The organism is Providencia sp. LY12 (assembly GCF_057621555.1).
Genome location: NZ_CM172594.1, coordinates 344,138 through 361,814, shown reverse-complemented (window position 1 = coordinate 361,814; position 17,677 = coordinate 344,138). Strand labels below are relative to the sequence as shown.

The window sequence follows — 17,677 nt, the reverse complement described above, 5'->3', positions numbered from 1 at the left end:
TGAATTACGAATACGTTAATATTCTCTTATTATGCTATGTAAACATAAACATTTAAGATAGCTATTGCCTGTTACTGCAATAGCCAAAGTCTATTGTTACTCAGGTACAATCCACTCAACTAATGTATGCCCAGTGCCTTCTGGCACCAGTGTTTTATGTAACCATGGCAGGACATTTTTCATCTGCTGCTCAAGTTTCCAAGGCGGGTTAATGACAATCATACCGGATGCAGTCATACCGCGTTGGTCGCTGTCAGGGCGTACCGCTAATTCAATTTGCAGAATTTTACGGATACCAGTTGCTTCTAGTTGGTTCACCATACGTTTGATTTGCTGGCGCAGAACCACTGGATACCAAATCGCATACGTGCCTGTTGCGAAGCGCTTATAGCCTTCAACAACGCCTTTTACGACCGCTTCGTAGTCTGATTTCATCTCATAAGGTGGATCCATCAGCATAAAACCACGGCGGCTTTGCGGAGGCAATTTCGATTTTAACTGTTGATAACCATCTTCACGGGCAACTGTTGCACGCTCATCGCGAGAAAATTCAGTACGTAATAACGGATAATCACTTGGGTGTAACTCGGTTAAAATCAGTTTATCGTGCTCACGCAGTAAATGTTTCGCTAATAGTGGCGAGCCTGGGTAATAGCGTAAGCGACCGTTTTCATTTAAACGGCGCACAACTTGCATATAGGGCAGTAGTTCCTCAGGTAAATCCGGTTGCTCCCAAACTCGTGCAATCCCTTCGAGATACTCTCCTGTTTTTTCTGAATGTTCGCTAGTTAATTGATAACGACCCGCGCCGGAATGGGTATCCAGATACAGAAATGGTTTCTCTTTTTCTTTAAGAGATTCAATGATCAGACTTTGCACCGTATGTTTGAGAACATCCGCATGGTTGCCTGCGTGAAAGCTATGACGATAACTTAACATGTCGCGTTTATTTCCTGAGGAATTCAGCAGCCACATTTGTGAATGCTGTTAATAGAATCTGTACAGAAGGTCTGTTGAATGAAAAATAGACCGAATAATTTCTTTCGCGCCATTATAGCTAAAATTTGATGGGATTGTCATAGTGACAAAACATGACAAAATTGCACATGACCTTTCCTTACCAAAAAGTTATCCTAAGCAAAATTAAAAACCATAATAGGGAAAACCAATGAAACGAGTATTTATAATATCTTCCATATTGGCTGCATTTTTAGTGAATAATCCTGCAATAGCAGGTAATTCATCCCAAGGGTGTGAAATCAAAAAGCAGAAAATTGAAACTCAGCTCAAATATGCCAAAGCACACGGTAATACCTACCGCGTAAATGGCTTAGAGCGCGCACTCGAGAACGTTAACCGCTACTGTACCTCTGATTCGCTGTATCGCGATAGCCAGGAGAAAATTGCCGAAAAGCAGAAAAAAGTTGCTGAGCGCGAAGCTGAATTGCAGGAATCTATTCAAAAAGGTGACCCTGAAAAAATCGCTAAACATAAGCGTAAAGTTGCCGAAGCAAAGGCAGAGCTTCAAGAAGCCCAAGACCTTTCAGACATCTACAAAGATACCCTTTAATAAAAATTCAAGTTTAATCAAATAGTTAATTTTTATTCTTTATCTCACCCTATAGCTAATTTTGGATAAATAAAGGCATAGGGTGAAATTATCAACAAACTTAGGCTATAGTATAAAAGAATATAGAATGGTGAATTATAAGCATATTTTGATTAAGCAGTGAAAAGGGGAACGCATGTCAGGCATGCAAGATGAGCAACAAAAAGAGACCAACAAATTAAAATCCACTCTAAACAAAAGTCTAGATGGCAGTAAAAAAGCCCTAACGTTCTCAATGAGGGTGGTTGATTTTGTTTGTGCAATTCCATTTATTGCGCATTTAATCCGCACGGCTCAACGTTTTACCGATAGAATGGGTAACCAGTTTGGTGCCGCAATTACCTATTTCTCGTTTTTATCTCTAATCCCTGTACTGATGTTTAGCTTCGCTGCGGCAGGTTTCGTGTTAGCCAGCAATCCTGAATTACTTGAGAAGCTCATTCGTGGCATTTCTGCCAATATCACTGATCCCACACTCGCTAATACCCTTGAGCAAACCATTGATACGGCTATCCGCCAGCGCACCACCGTGGGGTTAACGGGTTTAGCGTTAGCGGTCTATTCTGGCGTTAACTGGGTAAATAACTTGCGCTTAGCGATTTTGGCGCAATCTCGCACCATTTGGGAACGGAATGAATCGGAGCAAGAAAATATCATTTTCCGCTACGTTCGTGACTTTTTCGCGCTAATTGGCTTGCTAATTGCGTTAATTGTCACCATTACACTGACCTCCGTAGCAGGCTCTGCGCAAGCAACCATTGTCAGCACCCTTGGCTTAGACAGCATCGAGTGGCTTAAACCCGTTTGGACACTGATTGGTTTAGCAATTTCCATTACTGCCAACTTCTTATTATTTTTGTGGATTTTCTGGATTTTACCGCGCATGCAGCACCGTCGCCGCTCACTGCTAAAAGGCACCTTGCTCGCCGCGATTGGGTTTGAAATCATCAAATCTATCATGACATGGATTTTACCAACCTTAGCCTCTTCGCCATCGGGCGCAGCTTTCGGTTCAGTATTGGGGTTAATGGCATTTTTCTATTTCTTTGCCCGACTCACACTCTTTTGCGCTGCGTGGATTGCCACGGATGAGCCGAAAGGTGGTGCACAAGACGTTCTCACTCCTTAATCTCAATCATAGGGGAATGATAAATTCATCATTCCCTTCACGCATTTATTCCATCTCTTTCACTAATGTCGCCATCAAATCTTTTGCGCTCATTTCACGGACTTTTGCCACATTTTGTCCCGCCCAATGAGCGGCAAATTCATCACTGCCTGAGTGAGTTGCCGCGGCATTCAGTTGCTTACCCACATCATAAGCGATGGGATAATCTGGCAATTTACTTTCATCATACTGCTGCCCCGCTTGCATAAATTGGTTGAAAATACCTCGGGCAGGTCGCCCTGAAATAGCGGCTGTTAAATAAGTATTATCCGTTGTTTGGCTTTTCAGTTTACGACGATATCCTTCATTTGCCGCAGATTCTGGGCATAACAGAAAGGCAGTTCCTAATTGTGCGGCAGAGGCGCCATGAGCAAGGGCTTGCTTGATATCCGCACCATCCATGATCCCCCCAGTTGCAATAATCGGTAATTGAGTGTGTTTAGCAAGTAGCTCAACCAGCTGACTTGTCGTCAGTTCTTCATCTTTTAATTGCACATCAAACATACCGCGGTGACCACCCGCTTCTATTCCTTGCGCCACAATCGCATCAATGCCTGCTTGCTCAATTAATTGGGCTTCATGTAAGTTTGTCGCCGTCGCCATCGTAAAAATACCGTTTTCTTTCAAAGCATTGATAACTTCACGAGACGGTACATTGAAGTGGAAACTCACGACTGCGGGTTTCATTTCTAAGAATAGTTCCAACATGGCTGGGTTATCTAAAAATGAGAGATAAATTTCATCCAATTGCTCAGGGGCTTGATGGTTAAATTGCTGAAATTTAGGCTGTAAATGTGCCAACCAAGCCTGTTCGTTCTGGCTATTGCGTTGTGGTGTCATATGGCAAAACACATTCACATTAAACGGTTTGTCCGTCAGTGCTTGAGTGGCGGCAATCATTGACCTTGCTTGATCTACCGAGCTCGCACCCAATGCTAAGGAGCCTAATCCGCCCGCCTCACAAACGGCGGCTACCAACGCAGGTGTTGAAACCACCGCCATAGGTGCTTGAATAATAGGATATCGTAGGTTGAGGCGATGCAGTAATACATTGGAATGGCTCATACTTTCCTTACCTTTTTATGCTTACGCGATAGATGAATAGCATGTTAATAAATTGCATATAATATGTATCTTTATCATTCTATCCCAATATTCATCCAATGAACCTAACTGTTTTTCGGAATGTGATAACGACCGCATTTCTCATTACTCTCATAACATTAGCAAACTAAACGCATTTTAAGCGTGTATGTTATAGCAACAAACTGCCTAAGATACAGTGAACTCACGCCTAAGGAATCCGACAATGCAAATCTCTCAATTGGAAAATCTATCTTGTGGTGTCGTCGTTTATTACCATAATCAGCCACAAAACTGCGTTGGAACATTCTGTGCACGAGGTAGCGATCTTGCGGGGGAACCATTAACTGTCGATACGCCTTTACGCATTGCGAGTAACACCAAACCCTTTACTGCCGCAGCAATTTTACGCTTGGCTGAAATGGGAAAGCTATTTGTGGATGACAGCATTTCTCATTATATTTCACCCAAATACAATCAATTACTATCACCAAAATACGACACCGATGCGATTACGATCCGTCACCTACTCAACCACAGTAGCGGGCTATTGGATCATGCCAACGAGGAATACCTCAAAGACGTCTTAAAACGTCCTGATTATCAATGGACACGTTCAAAGCAAATTGAGCTATATGTTCAGCAAGATCACCCATTTTTCCGCCCCTCCGAAGCTTTTATCTATTCTGATACGGGCTATATTTTGCTTGGGAATATTATTGAGCGAATGACGGGGCAAGCATTGGGAGAAGCCGTCCGAGAACTCTTGAAATTTAATGAAATTGGCTTACAGACTGCCTACTGGGAAACATTTGAACTCCCTGCAACAACGGAAGCTCGTGCAAAACAGTACCTCGGAAAACTCGATTGCTCCAACATGGATCCTTCAATGGATGTGTATGGCGGTGGTGGCTTAGTGATGTCTTCGAAACAAATGGCGCAGTTCTTCGAAGCGCTATTTAGCGGTAAGATTTTTACCAAATCAGAAACCTTAGACACCATGTTAAGTGCAGGTTCCCATGAAGGGGCGCAAGGCTATCGGCAAGGGATCATGGTCAATGAGGTCAACGGCATGACACTCTATTCCCACTTAGGCTTTTGGGGTTCCGTTGCGTACTACTCACCGGCAACTCAAACCAGTGCTGCTGGTTTTGTGGATAATCGAGATTCACGGAACGTACTGATTAACGCGATTGAAGCGTTGCTGACGTCTAAATAAAGCGCCATCAACACAAAAAATAGCCCTCATTTTGAGGGCTATTTTTATTCAGTTGACCATTAACGAGTTAATGGTGCTGGAATCGGTAACGCTGGTGCAGGCTCGCCCTCTTGAGGCTCTGCGACTGCGGGAGATTCAGGTGCCGGCTCCACAACCACAGGTAATTTAGGCCATAACACTTGCGTGAATTTCTGGCGAATTTGCTCCGCATCCATAGTCTGTTTTTCTTTCGGCTGCGCTAAGACAATCGCCGCTTCTTGAGACAGTAAACGACGCGCTTCCATGTTTACTTGCTCAAGATTTTGAGTTCCTAAGAACGCTTGTCTGAGTAATTGATACTGCTCAGGCGCGATATCCACGACACCATTTTGTTGTGAAATCAAACGCTGGCTAATTAGCACATCAGTACTGGTACGCGCATATGCCGCAAACAGTTGTGATAATTGAACTTGCTTCTCTTTCATCATGTCATTGAACAGCTCTGGGTCAATACCATTTTGTTTGATTGCCGCCAGCTCATTCAACGCCACGTCTGCCACTGCTGCCATTTTTTCTGGTGGTGCAGAAATCGCTAACGTACAGCTCGCTTTTTGATACTGAACACGACAATCTAAGCCCGGCGTCACACCCTCTTCCGCAAACTTTTGTTTAAAGGACTTCTGTAATGAGCGGTAAATGGCTTCTCGAGCGAGGTCACTTCCCCAATAACGCAGCAACACGTTGGAATCTTTGATTGGCAACCAATCAATATCCCAAATTAGCGAGAGGGTATCTTGCGTTGATTTGTCTTGAAGGATATCAATTGCCTGAGGCTTCACTGACGATAAAACAGCAACTGAAACAGGCTCAGAACGCTTACCTTCTAACGATGAAAACGCTTGAGTGATACTGTCAGATAACATGCGAGAATCCACATGCCCCGCGACATATAATGTCATGACATCAGGTGTGTACCATTTTTGATAGAACGAATTCACACTGGCTAAATCGACTTTACCGTTTGGCTTCTGCCCTGGATCATAACCGAGCATCGCCGACCCATTGAGACGAGCACGCCAAACAGGGTCGTTGGCATTGACTGGTAAGGTAGCCACTGGAATATTGGGAACAGTTAACCCACTCTGTAATGAATTCTCAGTATATTGCGCCCCAGCCACAGACGTTGCCAACCAACTTAATGCTTGTTTCACCAAATCAGGGCGGTTGTTAGGCAGACTTAAACTATAAATTGTGTAGTCGTAAGAAACGACGGCTGGAGGTAACGGCATATCAGGGTCGGTTGCCTGACGCCAAAAATTTTGCAATGTAGCAGCAGGAAAAGCTTCAGATTGATGGAATAGCGCCATTCGAGGGATCAGATAACTGTACCCTTTTTCACTGGCTTTTTCAGATAACGAACCTGTTTTAATGGCTAACCGAAGTTGGATTCGATCATTTGGACGCTGTGGTGTTTGTAATAACTGCCAATTAAAGCCATTCTCGAGCTTTCCTTGCTGCCATGCTGGATCGGGTTGTAAAGGTTCAGCACTAGCAAAACCAGTGACTGATAAAAGTACCACGCCGATGATATATCGCACTTTCAAACCCTGCATGTAGACCCCTATGTTCTTTATATCCTTGTATTTAACCGTAAACAGCAACAGAAAAATTAACGAAAAACGCTAATTGACTCGGTTAAGCGATATAGTTTGGCTTCATCAAAAATTTGATTATCACTATACCCGAAAAAAACATCGCTGCATGTTATTGAGATAATTGGGCGGCGCTCAATACGCTAAGTCGCTAAGTTGATCACTAAAATGCATGTTAAACATCACCATTTATTTGCTGATATTTCGCATTTTGGATACGACAGATAGTGAGTAAGTCGCCCGAATCTTGCTGCTAACAATATGATAGGTATGTGTAATGATATTAGACCACAAACCTTATAACATGTTCATGGCTTAATCTGAATTTTGTTGTTTTATTTGACGATTATAACCTTTCGCCAATAACCCTATCTCATCATCTTGATGATATTGAGAAACTTCCAAATGGTCGACGTACTGATTTGCTTGCAACTCCCCCGCCATTTTACGCAGTGGGCGTACAATCATGCGGCTCACACACCACGTCATCGCAATGGAGATAATCAGCGCTAGCAGCAAATACGTTGTCGTTAGCAACGCAAAGGTGTTGAGTGCAAAACGGTAAACCCGGTTAGAATCCACTTGTAACGTCAAATAACCTTGAGGTTTCGCTTGTGGCGCTACCGTACCATAGGCATACAATGGAACAGTCATCTCAACCGGAATACCAATAAGCGGTAAAGACCATTCTGGGATCGGTTTCGGCGTGGCAAAGCTTAAATTCATTACCGTCGCATTATCCACCGTAACAATGGCTTTTCCCATAATCCCCGAGGTTTTCAGGCTCACAAGTAGCCTTTTGGCTTCGTTTAAATCAGAGCTAAGTAGTGAGTCCGTCAATGGTTTCTGGACTTGAACTACAGCATTGCTCAGTTGATTTAAATAATCTTGTTTGCGCTGTTCTAAGAGGTAAGTAAATTGAATGGACAAAAAAAGTGCAAGAAAAAGCAACGTAATCACAAAGAATACGACCATGCTCTTAAACGTGAGTGAACGTTGGACACGAGTGTTCATTTCCCACAACCTTCCTAATCAAGCTGCTTTTTAAAGAAAAAAATCGGACAAACAGTATACTTGATTTTCCGTATAAAGGTGCAGCTTTAAAAAAGAAAGATCACTTATTTAGGATAAGCTCCAAATTAACCGCTAAAGTGAGTAAATACAGCATGAAGAAACGGCAGAAAGTTTGCTTTTCTGCCGTTTAAAGTGACTAATTTGCGACTATTGCCTGTTTTTCATCTTCATCAACGGCAAAACAAGCGACTAACTGTTCACGGTAATTTTTCAATGCAGGCTGAGATTGCGTGCAAGGACCAAAAGCGCGTCGACAACGTGCTGCAAACGCACACCCCGGAGGCGGATTCATTGGGCTCGGTAATTCTCCCGTTAACTTGATGCGCTCACGGCGTTGGTCAGGATTCAAACGTGGCGTCGCAGAAAGTAGCGCTTGAGTGTATGGATGTTGAGGATTGTTAAAAATCTGCTCTTTAGTCCCCTTTTCCACACAACGCCCCAAATACATCACCATCACTTCATCCGCGATATGCTCTACCACCGACAAATCGTGGGAAATGAACACATAGGAAAGCCCCAACTCTTGCTGTAAATCCATCATCAGGTTCAATACCTGAGCACGGACGGACACATCCAACGCCGATACTGGCTCATCCGCCACAACCACATCAGGGTCTAACATCAATCCACGGGCGATAGCGATACGCTGACGCTGCCCACCAGAAAACATGTGCGGATAGCGGCTATAGTGCTCCGTTTTCAAACCCACTTTTGCCATCATGGATAACACTTTTTCTTTACGCTGCTCTTTCGACAGCGAGGTGTTAATCAATAAAGGCTCTTCCAAAATTTGCCCGACTTTTTTACGCGGGTTCAACGAACCATACGGGTTTTGGAAAACGATTTGGATTTTTTGACGACGTAATTTCTCTGCCGCTTTATCTTTAATCAGTAGGTTCTGATCACGATAATACAGTTCACCATCTGATGGCTGCTCAATCATCGTTAACAGGCGCCCAAGAGTGGATTTCCCACAACCTGACTCCCCAACCACTGCCAGTGTTTTCCCTTTTTCTAATTCAAAAGAGACACCATCAAGCGCTTTGAGTGTTTTCTCCTTCGAGAAAACGCCGCCTTTCACAGAATAATATTTTTTTAAGTCCACCGCTTTTAAGAGCGGCATTCCTTTAGCTTGTTGCTCACTCATAGCGTTGGTCTCCCCATATCATCCAGTGGCATGTGACATTTCACCTGACGGTCACCTATGGTTTGTAACGCAGGCTCCTCTTGGCGACAACGATCCGTTGCATACGGGCAGCGCGGGTTAAGTAAGCACCCTTCAGGGCGGTCATATTTACCAGGTACAACACCCGGCAAGGAAGCTAAACGCGATTTGTTGCTAGCAAACTCAGGTAGTGCGCGCAGCAATGCTTGGGTATATGGGTGTCTTGGATGTTTAAAAATATCCTTCGCTTTCGCAGACTCGACCACTTGCCCAGCATACATCACGATAATATGGTGTGCGGCTTCCGACACTAGCGCCAAATCATGGGTGATCAGCACGAGCGCCATATTTTCTTGTTGCTGTAATTCCAACAATAATTCGATGATTTGCGCCTGAATAGTCACATCGAGCGCGGTTGTAGGTTCATCGGCGATCAACAGTTTTGGACGACACGCAATCGCCATCGCAATCATAATTCGCTGACTCATCCCGCCTGATAACTGGTGCGGATAGACGTCAAGGCGCGACTGCGGATCAGGAATTCCCACCATGTTCAGCAGGTCGATTGCCCGCTGTTTACGGGTGCTTCTATTGCCCCCTTGGTGAACTTTTAGCGCTTCCATAATTTGATAACCGACCGTAAAGCACGGGTTCAAACTGGTCATCGGGTCTTGGAAAATCATGGCAACATCTGCGCCGACAATTTGACGACGCTCTTTTTCAGGGATGGACAATAAATCACGCCCATCAAATTGCAACGATTTCGCCATCACTTTGCCGGGGTAATCAATTAACCCCATAATCGCCAGTGAGCTAACTGATTTACCTGAACCTGACTCGCCTACGATCCCCACCACTTGCCCTTTCTCAACTTGGTAGCTGATGCGGTCAACGGCGCGAAACGGGGTCCCTTCGTCACCAAAGTGAACGGAAAGTTCTTCTACATTTAACAATGCCATTAGATTACCTCATCACTGCTTGAGTTTTGGATCAAAGGCGTCACGTAAACCATCACCCATCAGGTTAAACGCTAATACCGTTAATAAAATTGCTAATCCTGGGAACGTTACGACCCACCATGCGCTTTGTGCGAACTGCAACACATCAGATAACATAGTTCCCCATTCTGGAGTTGGTGGCTGTGCCCCCATTCCCAGAAAACCCAATGCAGCCATATCTAAGATGGCATTCGAGAAGCCTAAAGAGGCCTGAACAATCAGCGGCGCCAGACAGTTAGGTAAAATATTGACGAACATTTGACGCAATGCCCCTGCACCTGCCACTCTCGAGGCAGTCACATAATCACGATTCACTTCCACGAGAACCGCGGCTCGCGTCAAACGAATATAGTGCGGTAATGCCACAAAGGTTAACGCTATCGAGGCATTGACAATCGAGGGACCGAAAATGGCCACCAAGACCAATGCGAGTAATAAACTTGGCAGAGCCAACATAATATCGACGACACGCATAATCAGCGCATCCACTACGCCGCCAAAATAACCCGCAATTACCCCAATCGTTACCCCCATAATCAGGGATAACACCACCACGAGGCAGCCCACTAATAACGAGAGCCTTGCTCCGTACATTAGGCGAGATAATAAATCGCGCCCGACATCATCCGTACCAAGAATAAACTCCCATGAACCACCCTCTTCCCAGACAGGTGGCGTCAATAACGCCTGGCGGAATTGCTCATCAGGAGCATGAGGCGCTAATACACCCGCAAGGATAGCAATTAATACCATCAAGATGATGTAGAACATACCAACAACAGCGCCTTTGTTACGCTTAAAGTAATGCCAGAATTCTTGTAAGGGTGTCATCGGCTTCGGGGCGCTGACAGCTTTCGACTCAGTTGTTTGAGACATGTTTGCGCTCCTTATTTCTTATGACGAATACGTGGGTTAACAATGCCATACAGCACATCAACCACTAAGTTAACGAAAATAATCAATGTTGCGACAAGTAAGACGCCACCTTGAACCACTGGATAATCTCGACGTTGTAATCCTTCAATTAACCAACGACCTAACCCCGGCCATGAGAAAATGGTTTCCGTCAAAATTGCACCGGCGAGCATCACGCCGACCTGCAAGCCGATCACCGTAACAACCGGCAATAACGCGTTGCGCAGGGCATGAATTAAAATCACGCGAGCACGGCTAACGCCTTTTGCTCTAGCTGTACGAATATAGTCTTCCCCTAACACTTCCAGCATCGCCGAGCGAGTCATACGCACAATCACGGCCAATGGAATGGTTCCGAGTACAATGGATGGCAAAATTAAGTGTTCCACTGCATCTTTGAAGTCTCCCGCTTCCCCCCAAATGAGGGTATCAATCAGCATAAAGCCCGTGAGCGGATTCGAATCATCAAGGAAAACGGTGTCACTTACCCTTCCTGCAACGGGAGTGAGATCCCACTGGACTGAGACCAGCATGATCAACATGATCCCCCACCAGAAGATCGGCATAGAGTAGCCTGTTAGCGAAACACCGATCGCCGTGTGATCGAAAATTGAACCACGTTTAACTGCCGCTAAAACCCCCACAGGGATCCCAACAGAAACCGCGAAAATCATAGCGCAAGTGGCTAATTCTACGGTGGCTAAAAAGCGAGGTAAAAATTCTTCCCAAACGCCAATGCGGCTTTTTAAGGAGATCCCTAAGTCACCATGCATTATGCCGTTCAGGTAATGAAGATATTGTTTCCAAAGTGGCTGGTCGAGTCCTAATTCAGCCATTAGATAAGCGTGTCTCTCTGGGGATAATCCGCGTTCACCCGCCATAATCATGACTGGGTCGCCTGGGATCATGTGAACGAAAGCAAAAGTAAGTAGCGTGATACCGATAAAGGTGGGGATCACGAGCCCGAATCGTCGGAGGATAAATTGCAGCATATCCTGAGTCTCTTTAATAATGCCGTCGACGGCTCTTAGTCCGCTTGGCTGGTCAGAAAAACAACGTTTTCATCTGCTCACAAATAACTAAATTTATCTGCATCTTCTGAACGTCAGAGGAGAAAACGCCCTCCGCTGCAAAGAGGCAACGAAGGGCATTTACAGATTAAAAACAATTACTTATCAATGTCTACGTTTTCGAAGTGGTGTTTACCTAACGGATCAACCACGTAGCCTTTTACTTCTTTACGCACAGGCTCAAACACGGTGGAGTGAGCGACGATCAGCGCAGGCGCTTGTTCGTTCATGATCACTTGAGCTTGTTTGTACAGTTCTACACGTTTGTTGTGATCCGCAGTCATACGTGCCGGCTGGATCACGTCTTCAAAGCTTTGGTTACACCATTTGGAGTAGTTAGAACCCTGTTTTTTCGCAGCACAGCTGAATAAGGTCGCGAAGAAGTTATCAGGGTCACCATTGTCCCCAGTCCAACCCATCATCACCGTTTGAGGCTCGCCGCTCTTAGCACGTTTCAGGTATTCACCCCACTCGTAGCTAACCACTTTCGATTTAACGCCGATTTTCGCCCAGTCAGCTTGGATCATTTCTGCCATTCGACGAGCATTCGGGTTATATGGACGTTGAACTGGCATTGCCCACAGGTCAATTTCAAAACCTTCTGGGAAGCCCGCTTCCGCCAGCAATTTCTTGGCTTTTTCTGGGTTATATTCGGTATCTTTAATCGCGTCGTTGTAACCCCACATGGTTGGTGGAATTAAGTTTTTCGCTTTTTGACCCGCACCTTGATAAACCGCTTGGATAATGGCGTCTTTGTTCACTGCCATCGACAGCGCTTGACGGACTTTTTGGTTATCCAGTGGTTTCTTCTCAACGTTGTAAGACAGGTAGCCTACGTTCAGACCTGGCTGCTCCAACAAGGTAATGTCTTTATCTTCTTTCATGCGTTCTAAGTCTGCCGGGTTTGGATACGGCATCACTTGGCACTCATTTTTTTGCAGTTTTGCATAACGCACTGACGCGTCAGGGGTGATAGAGAAGACTAAACGGTCAATCTTCGGTACTGCGCCCCAGTAATCTTTGTTCGCTTTGTACAGAATACGAGAATCTTTCTGGTACTGTTGCAGTTCAAAAGGCCCTGTTCCGATTGGATTCAGGTCAACTTTCTCTGGGGTTTTCGCTTTCATCATTTGATCAGCATATTCCGCTGATAAGATTGATGCGAAGTCCATTGCCATATCCGCTAAGAATGGTGCTTCTGGGCGTGTTAATGTGATACGGACGGTGTTGTCATCGACTTTTTCAACTTTGTCGATGATTTTATCCATGTCCATTCCCATAAAGTATTCATAGCTGCCGCCAGAAACTTTGTGATATGGGTGGTTTGGATCTTTTTGGCGCATGAACGTGTAGATCACGTCATCCGCATTTAAGTCGCGGCTTGGTTTGAAATCTTTATTGGAGTGCCACTTCACGCCTTTACGCAGGTGGAATGTGTACACTTTACCATCGTCACTGACTTCCCAGCTTTCTGCTAAGCCCGGCTCAATTTCAGTCGTACCCAGCTTAAATTCAACCAAACGGTTATACAGAGGGATTGAACTCGCATCATAAGTTGTTCCAGAGGTGAATAACTGCGGGTTAAACCCTTCAGGTGAACCTTCAGAACAATAAACCAGTGTTTTAGCCTGTACTGAGGCAGATACCGCTAAAGCAGCTAATGTTAAGCCTACCGTCAATAAACCTGTCTTTTTCATCGAGAGCGTCATTGGTAATGCTCCTGTGGTGTATGTTGTTTTATCGAATACTGAAATCCATCTTGGATAAGACAGATGCCGTATCTGTATTTTTTGTTATTCACTGTGCAATTAATCAACTGGAATACATTTCGTCAATAGCATTATTCACTGTAACAATTTCGCTTAAATAACATTTATTGGATTATTTCGGTGCAAATATAGCCTTATATGTTACGAAAATGTTTATTTCCTAGCGGTTATAACCAAAGAAACATTACTGGATAGATTTTTATAAGGACGTTAATTATTTGTATATTTGTGATTAAGTGCTGAATTACTGAGCGGAAATAGTGGGCAATACAAAAAACTGCAACATAAAACGCTAAATAGAATTCACATGAAACTATTTGTTAGCTGATTGTTTTGCATGTTTTTTATACTAAAAAAAATTGTTGGTGGATTTATATATCCTCTTACCATTTTCAGGGAATCGCGGGGGAAAATACCAATCACATTATGAAGGCTGGTTTTGATAGGTCGTCTGGTTTTGATAGGTAGACTTGTTTTGTTCCGAGCGCTTAGCTTAAAAGCAATGAAAAGCTTATTAATACGTAATGTGCATTAAATGATACGTAATAGTGGTAACTAAAAGGCGTTGGAAAAATGAGGGACACTGAAACGAAAAAACCCACCTCAATGAGGTGGGTTTTAGAATTTGGTCGGCGAGAGAGGATTCGAACCTCCGACCCACTGGTCCCAAACCAGTTGCGCTACCAAGCTGCGCTACTCGCCGAAAACGGTGTGAATAATACTGCCAAGAATGGGGATCGTCAACCCTATTTTTCGCTAAAACCGTTCGTATGCTGATAAAACCATCAAAATAGTATGGCTTCTTATTTTTACGTCTATTTTTGGGTAAAAAATAAGCGCTAAAAATATTTTAGCGCTTATTTATCCCAATCACTGGGAAGGTCATATTTATTCAATTATTTTCTAAATCAAAAATAACTGACTAAAAATCAGCCTATTGAAGCAGTGAAATATCTGCAACTTTTAAGAATAGCTCACGAAGCTGGCTTAACAGTGTTAAACGGTTATTCCGCACAGCAGGATCTTCATCCATCACCATGACGTTCGCAAAGAATTCATCCACCACTTCACGTAAAGAAGCTAACTCTACGAGTGCTTCTTGGTAGTTACGCTCCGCAAACATTGGCGCTAACTTATCTTGCAGTACCACAACGTGAGTCGCTAACTTCACTTCTTCTGGCGTTTTCAGTACAGACGCTAACACGCTATCAGCGAGTTTCTCTTCTGACTTACTCAGAATGTTAGAAACACGTTTGTTAGCAGCTGCCAGCGCTTGTGCTTCTTCTAAAGAACGGAAGTGAGTCACTGCTTTAACGCGCGCGTCGAAGTCAGCTGGCTGAGTTGGGCGACGTGCTAATACCGCTTGGATAGTGTCGATGCTGTAGCCCAGTTCTTGGTACCAAGAACGGAAGCGACCCAGCATGAATTCAACCACATCTTCCACGACATTTTTGTTAGTCAGTTTATCGCCATATAGACGTACAGCCTCTTGGGTCATTTCCACAAGATCAAGCTGATAGCCTTTTTCAACGATAATACGTAACACACCTAATGCCGCACGGCGCAGAGCGAATGGGTCTTTATCCCCTTTCGGATGCTGACCGATACCGAAAATACCTGCGAGAGTATCCATTTTTTCAGCTAACGCTAATGCCGCAGAAACATTAGTAGATGGCAATTCATCACCCGCAAAACGCGGTTGATACTGTTCTTTTAGTGCAAGTGCAACATCTTCTGACTCACCGTCATGGCGAGCATAGTGCATCCCCATAACACCTTGAGTGTCTGTGAATTCAAAGACCATGTTGGTCATCAAGTCACATTTAGCCAGTAAGCCTGCGCGGGTTGCGTGATTTACATCCGCACCAATCTTGCTTGCAATCCAACCCGCTAACGCTTCTAAGCGGTCAGTTTTATCACGCAGAGTACCTAGCTGTTGCTGGAACAGAACGGTTTCTAAACGAGGTAAGTTGTCTTCTAAGCGTTGTTTACGGTCAGTTTTGAAGAAGAATTCTGCATCCGCTAAACGCGGGCGAACAACTTTTTCGTTACCGGAAATAATTTGCTGCGGATCTGAAGATTCAATATTCGCCACAAAGATAAAGTTCGGCATTAACTTGCCTGCATTATCATAAACAGGGAAATATTTTTGGTCGCCTTTCATGGTGTATACCAGCGCTTCAGCAGGAACTTCTAAGAATTTCTCTTCGAATTTTGCTGTTAATACCACTGGCCATTCAACCAAAGAAGCCACTTCTTCAACTAAGCTGTCGGTTAAATCTGCTTTACCACCCAGCGCTTGAGCGGCTTTTTCTGCATCAGCAATAATTGTCGCTTTACGCTCAGCGTAATCTGCGATTACTTTACCGCGAGTGCGTAAAATTTCTGGGTATTGTTCCGCGTTATCAATTGTGAATTCAGCTTCACCCATAAAGCGGTGACCGCGAATAATGCGATCGCTCTTAATACCAAGAATTTCGCCCTTAACAACATCGCTACCCAGCAGTAATGTCACAGTATGTACAGGACGTACAAACTGAGTCTCTTTATCTGCCCAGCGCATTAATTTAGGGATCGGTAATTTTGCTAATGAACGGCTAACCATATCAATCAATAATTCGCTGACTGGCTGCCCTTTCATTTGTGCGCGATACAGTAACCATTCGCCTTTATCGGTGGTTAAGCGTTCTGCTTGGTCAACAGTGATCCCACAACCACGCGCCCAACCTTCAGCTGCTTTTGTTGGTTTACCTTCAGCATCAAATGCTTGGGAAATTGCAGGGCCACGTTTTTCAACTTCGCGATCTGGCTGAGCCGCGGATAAGTTTTCCACTTTCAGCGCTAAACGACGAGGCGCAGCAAACCAGTTCACTGCACCATGAGCGATATCTGCACCATCTAATTCCGCAGTAAAGTTAGCGGCGAATGATTCTGCAAGAGAACGAAGAGCCTTCGGCGGTAACTCTTCTGTACCGATTTCCACTAGGAAAGTCTGTTGAGTCATGACAGCCTCTTAGTTCTTATGACACATAGGGAAACCCAGCGCTTCACGAGAAGCATAATAAGCTTCTGCCACCCCTTTAGTCAGGGTACGGATGCGTAAAATATAGCGCTGGCGTTCTGTGACTGAAATTGCCTTACGGGCATCCAGTAAGTTAAAAGTATGAGCCGCTTTTAAAATACGCTCATAAGCTGGAAGTGGCAGAGGCGTTTCTAAAGCAAGCAGATATTGAGCTTCTTTCTCATACTCTTCGAAGCATTTGAATAAGAACTCAACATTGGCATGTTCAAAGTTATACGTGGATTGCTCAACTTCGTTTTGGTGATAAATATCGCCATACGTGGTTTTACCCAGAGGGCCATCACACCAAACGAGATCGTACACGCTATCAACGCCTTGAATATACATAGCAAGGCGCTCAAGACCATAAGTGATTTCACCGGTTACAGGTTTACACTCCAGACCACCCACTTGCTGGAAGTAAGTAAACTGAGTCACTTCCATACCATTTAACCAAACTTCCCAACCCAGACCCCAAGCACCCAGTGTTGGGTTTTCCCAGTTATCTTCAACGAAGCGGATATCATGGACAGTTGGGTCAATACCAAGTTCTTTTAATGAACCTAGGTACAACTCTTGGATATTGTCAGGCGAAGGCTTAATGATCACCTGAAATTGGTAATAGTGCTGTAGACGGTTCGGGTTTTCACCATAGCGACCATCAGTTGGTCGGCGAGATGGCTGAACATAAGCTGCTGCGATAGGCTCTGGACCTAAAGCGCGCAAACACGTCATTGGGTGTGAAGTACCTGCGCCAACTTCCATGTCCAGTGGTTGAACAATGGTACAGCCTTGGCGCGCCCAGTAATCCTGTAATGTCAGGATAAGACCTTGAAAGGTTTTGGTATCAAACTTTTGCATGTTAGATCCGCACGCGATACGTGAAATTTAAGAAAGTGACCAGTATACCCTTTG

General features: G+C 44.4%; 14 protein-coding genes and 1 tRNA gene. 3 read left to right on the top strand and 12 right to left on the bottom strand.

All coding sequences use genetic code 11. From position 1 onward, the window contains the following. Window positions 1-96: 96 nt before the first annotated feature. Window positions 97-939 (bottom strand): 23S rRNA (adenine(2030)-N(6))-methyltransferase RlmJ, encoded by an 843-nt coding sequence (locus ACY3ZI_RS01585; RefSeq protein WP_154602303.1) that lies wholly within the window; start codon window positions 937-939, stop codon window positions 97-99. Window positions 940-1,168: 229 nt separating this feature from the next. Between ACY3ZI_RS01585 and ACY3ZI_RS01580 the strand changes: the two genes are divergently transcribed. Continuing rightward, complete coding sequence (locus ACY3ZI_RS01580; RefSeq protein ID WP_211887208.1) at window positions 1,169-1,570, top strand: DUF1090 domain-containing protein; 402 nt, start codon at window positions 1,169-1,171, stop codon at window positions 1,568-1,570. A 175-nt stretch (window positions 1,571-1,745) separates the two neighbouring features. Beyond that, a complete protein-coding gene (gene yhjD / locus ACY3ZI_RS01575; RefSeq protein ID WP_487375876.1) occupies window positions 1,746-2,738 on the top strand; it encodes an inner membrane protein YhjD in 993 nt (330 codons plus the stop codon). Between the two features lie 45 nt (window positions 2,739-2,783). On the opposite strand, the gene ACY3ZI_RS01570 is transcribed toward yhjD, so the two are convergent. Next, window positions 2,784-3,842, bottom strand: coding sequence for an NAD(P)H-dependent flavin oxidoreductase (locus ACY3ZI_RS01570; RefSeq protein WP_211887204.1), 1,059 nt, complete (start codon window positions 3,840-3,842; stop codon window positions 2,784-2,786). Between the two features lie 244 nt (window positions 3,843-4,086). Between ACY3ZI_RS01570 and ACY3ZI_RS01565 the strand changes: the two genes are divergently transcribed. Then, complete coding sequence (locus ACY3ZI_RS01565) at window positions 4,087-5,079, top strand: serine hydrolase domain-containing protein (RefSeq protein ID WP_211887203.1); 993 nt, start codon at window positions 4,087-4,089, stop codon at window positions 5,077-5,079. A gap of 59 nt (window positions 5,080-5,138) precedes the next feature. Here the strand turns inward: ACY3ZI_RS01565 and ACY3ZI_RS01560 are convergent, their stop codons facing one another. From ACY3ZI_RS01560 to glyQ, 10 genes are all read right to left on the bottom strand, one after another. Then, on the bottom strand, window positions 5,139-6,671 hold the full coding sequence (locus tag ACY3ZI_RS01560) for a M16 family metallopeptidase (RefSeq protein WP_211887201.1): 1,533 nt from the start codon (window positions 6,669-6,671) through the stop codon (window positions 5,139-5,141). Window positions 6,672-7,025: 354 nt separating this feature from the next. Then, the gene (locus ACY3ZI_RS01555; protein ID WP_036948625.1) at window positions 7,026-7,724 is read right to left on the bottom strand and encodes a HAMP domain-containing protein; all 699 of its coding nucleotides are present in this window, start codon (window positions 7,722-7,724) and stop codon (window positions 7,026-7,028) included. A 196-nt stretch (window positions 7,725-7,920) separates the two neighbouring features. Then, window positions 7,921-8,931 carry a dipeptide ABC transporter ATP-binding subunit DppF gene (dppF, locus tag ACY3ZI_RS01550; RefSeq protein WP_323085039.1) on the bottom strand — a complete coding sequence of 337 codons (1,011 nt, stop codon included), beginning with the start codon at window positions 8,929-8,931 and terminating at the stop codon, window positions 7,921-7,923. Next, window positions 8,928-9,908 carry a dipeptide ABC transporter ATP-binding protein gene (dppD, locus tag ACY3ZI_RS01545; protein ID WP_036948618.1) on the bottom strand — a complete coding sequence of 327 codons (981 nt, stop codon included), beginning with the start codon at window positions 9,906-9,908 and terminating at the stop codon, window positions 8,928-8,930. The genes dppF and dppD overlap by 4 nt, the downstream gene beginning before the upstream one ends. A 12-nt stretch (window positions 9,909-9,920) precedes the next feature. After that, complete coding sequence (gene dppC / locus ACY3ZI_RS01540; protein WP_036948615.1) at window positions 9,921-10,823, bottom strand: dipeptide ABC transporter permease DppC; 903 nt, start codon at window positions 10,821-10,823, stop codon at window positions 9,921-9,923. 11 nt (window positions 10,824-10,834) lie between these two features. Next, a complete protein-coding gene (gene dppB / locus ACY3ZI_RS01535; RefSeq protein ID WP_036948611.1) occupies window positions 10,835-11,854 on the bottom strand; it encodes a dipeptide ABC transporter permease DppB in 1,020 nt (339 codons plus the stop codon). A gap of 176 nt (window positions 11,855-12,030) precedes the next feature. Next, a complete protein-coding gene (dppA, locus tag ACY3ZI_RS01530; RefSeq protein ID WP_487375875.1) occupies window positions 12,031-13,641 on the bottom strand; it encodes a dipeptide ABC transporter periplasmic-binding protein DppA in 1,611 nt (536 codons plus the stop codon). A 686-nt stretch (window positions 13,642-14,327) separates the two neighbouring features. Then, window positions 14,328-14,404 (bottom strand) — tRNA-Pro (locus ACY3ZI_RS01525). Window positions 14,405-14,635: 231 nt separating this feature from the next. Next, on the bottom strand, window positions 14,636-16,705 hold the full coding sequence (gene glyS, locus ACY3ZI_RS01520; protein ID WP_487375874.1) for a glycine--tRNA ligase subunit beta: 2,070 nt from the start codon (window positions 16,703-16,705) through the stop codon (window positions 14,636-14,638). A gap of 9 nt (window positions 16,706-16,714) precedes the next feature. Then, the gene (gene glyQ, locus ACY3ZI_RS01515; protein ID WP_006659589.1) at window positions 16,715-17,623 is read right to left on the bottom strand and encodes a glycine--tRNA ligase subunit alpha; all 909 of its coding nucleotides are present in this window, start codon (window positions 17,621-17,623) and stop codon (window positions 16,715-16,717) included. Between the last annotated feature and the right edge of the window lie 54 nt (window positions 17,624-17,677).

Coding starts and splice junctions, on each gene's coding strand:
- ACY3ZI_RS01555 (WP_036948625.1), bottom strand. CDS start 7,724: ATGAACACTCGTGTCCAACGTTCACTCACGTTTAAGAGCATGGTCGTA.
- dppB (WP_036948611.1), bottom strand. CDS start 11,854: ATGCTGCAATTTATCCTCCGACGATTCGGGCTCGTGATCCCCACCTTT.
- dppF (WP_323085039.1), bottom strand. CDS start 8,931: ATGAGTGAGCAACAAGCTAAAGGAATGCCGCTCTTAAAAGCGGTGGAC.
- dppC (WP_036948615.1), bottom strand. CDS start 10,823: ATGTCTCAAACAACTGAGTCGAAAGCTGTCAGCGCCCCGAAGCCGATG.
- dppA (WP_487375875.1), bottom strand. CDS start 13,641: ATGACGCTCTCGATGAAAAAGACAGGTTTATTGACGGTAGGCTTAACA.
- dppD (WP_036948618.1), bottom strand. CDS start 9,908: ATGGCATTGTTAAATGTAGAAGAACTTTCCGTTCACTTTGGTGACGAA.
- ACY3ZI_RS01585 (WP_154602303.1), bottom strand. CDS start 939: ATGTTAAGTTATCGTCATAGCTTTCACGCAGGCAACCATGCGGATGTT.
- glyQ (WP_006659589.1), bottom strand. CDS start 17,623: ATGCAAAAGTTTGATACCAAAACCTTTCAAGGTCTTATCCTGACATTA.
- ACY3ZI_RS01570 (WP_211887204.1), bottom strand. CDS start 3,842: ATGAGCCATTCCAATGTATTACTGCATCGCCTCAACCTACGATATCCT.
- ACY3ZI_RS01580 (WP_211887208.1), top strand. CDS start 1,169: ATGAAACGAGTATTTATAATATCTTCCATATTGGCTGCATTTTTAGTG.
- glyS (WP_487375874.1), bottom strand. CDS start 16,705: ATGACTCAACAGACTTTCCTAGTGGAAATCGGTACAGAAGAGTTACCG.
- yhjD (WP_487375876.1), top strand. CDS start 1,746: ATGTCAGGCATGCAAGATGAGCAACAAAAAGAGACCAACAAATTAAAA.
- ACY3ZI_RS01560 (WP_211887201.1), bottom strand. CDS start 6,671: ATGCAGGGTTTGAAAGTGCGATATATCATCGGCGTGGTACTTTTATCA.
- ACY3ZI_RS01565 (WP_211887203.1), top strand. CDS start 4,087: ATGCAAATCTCTCAATTGGAAAATCTATCTTGTGGTGTCGTCGTTTAT.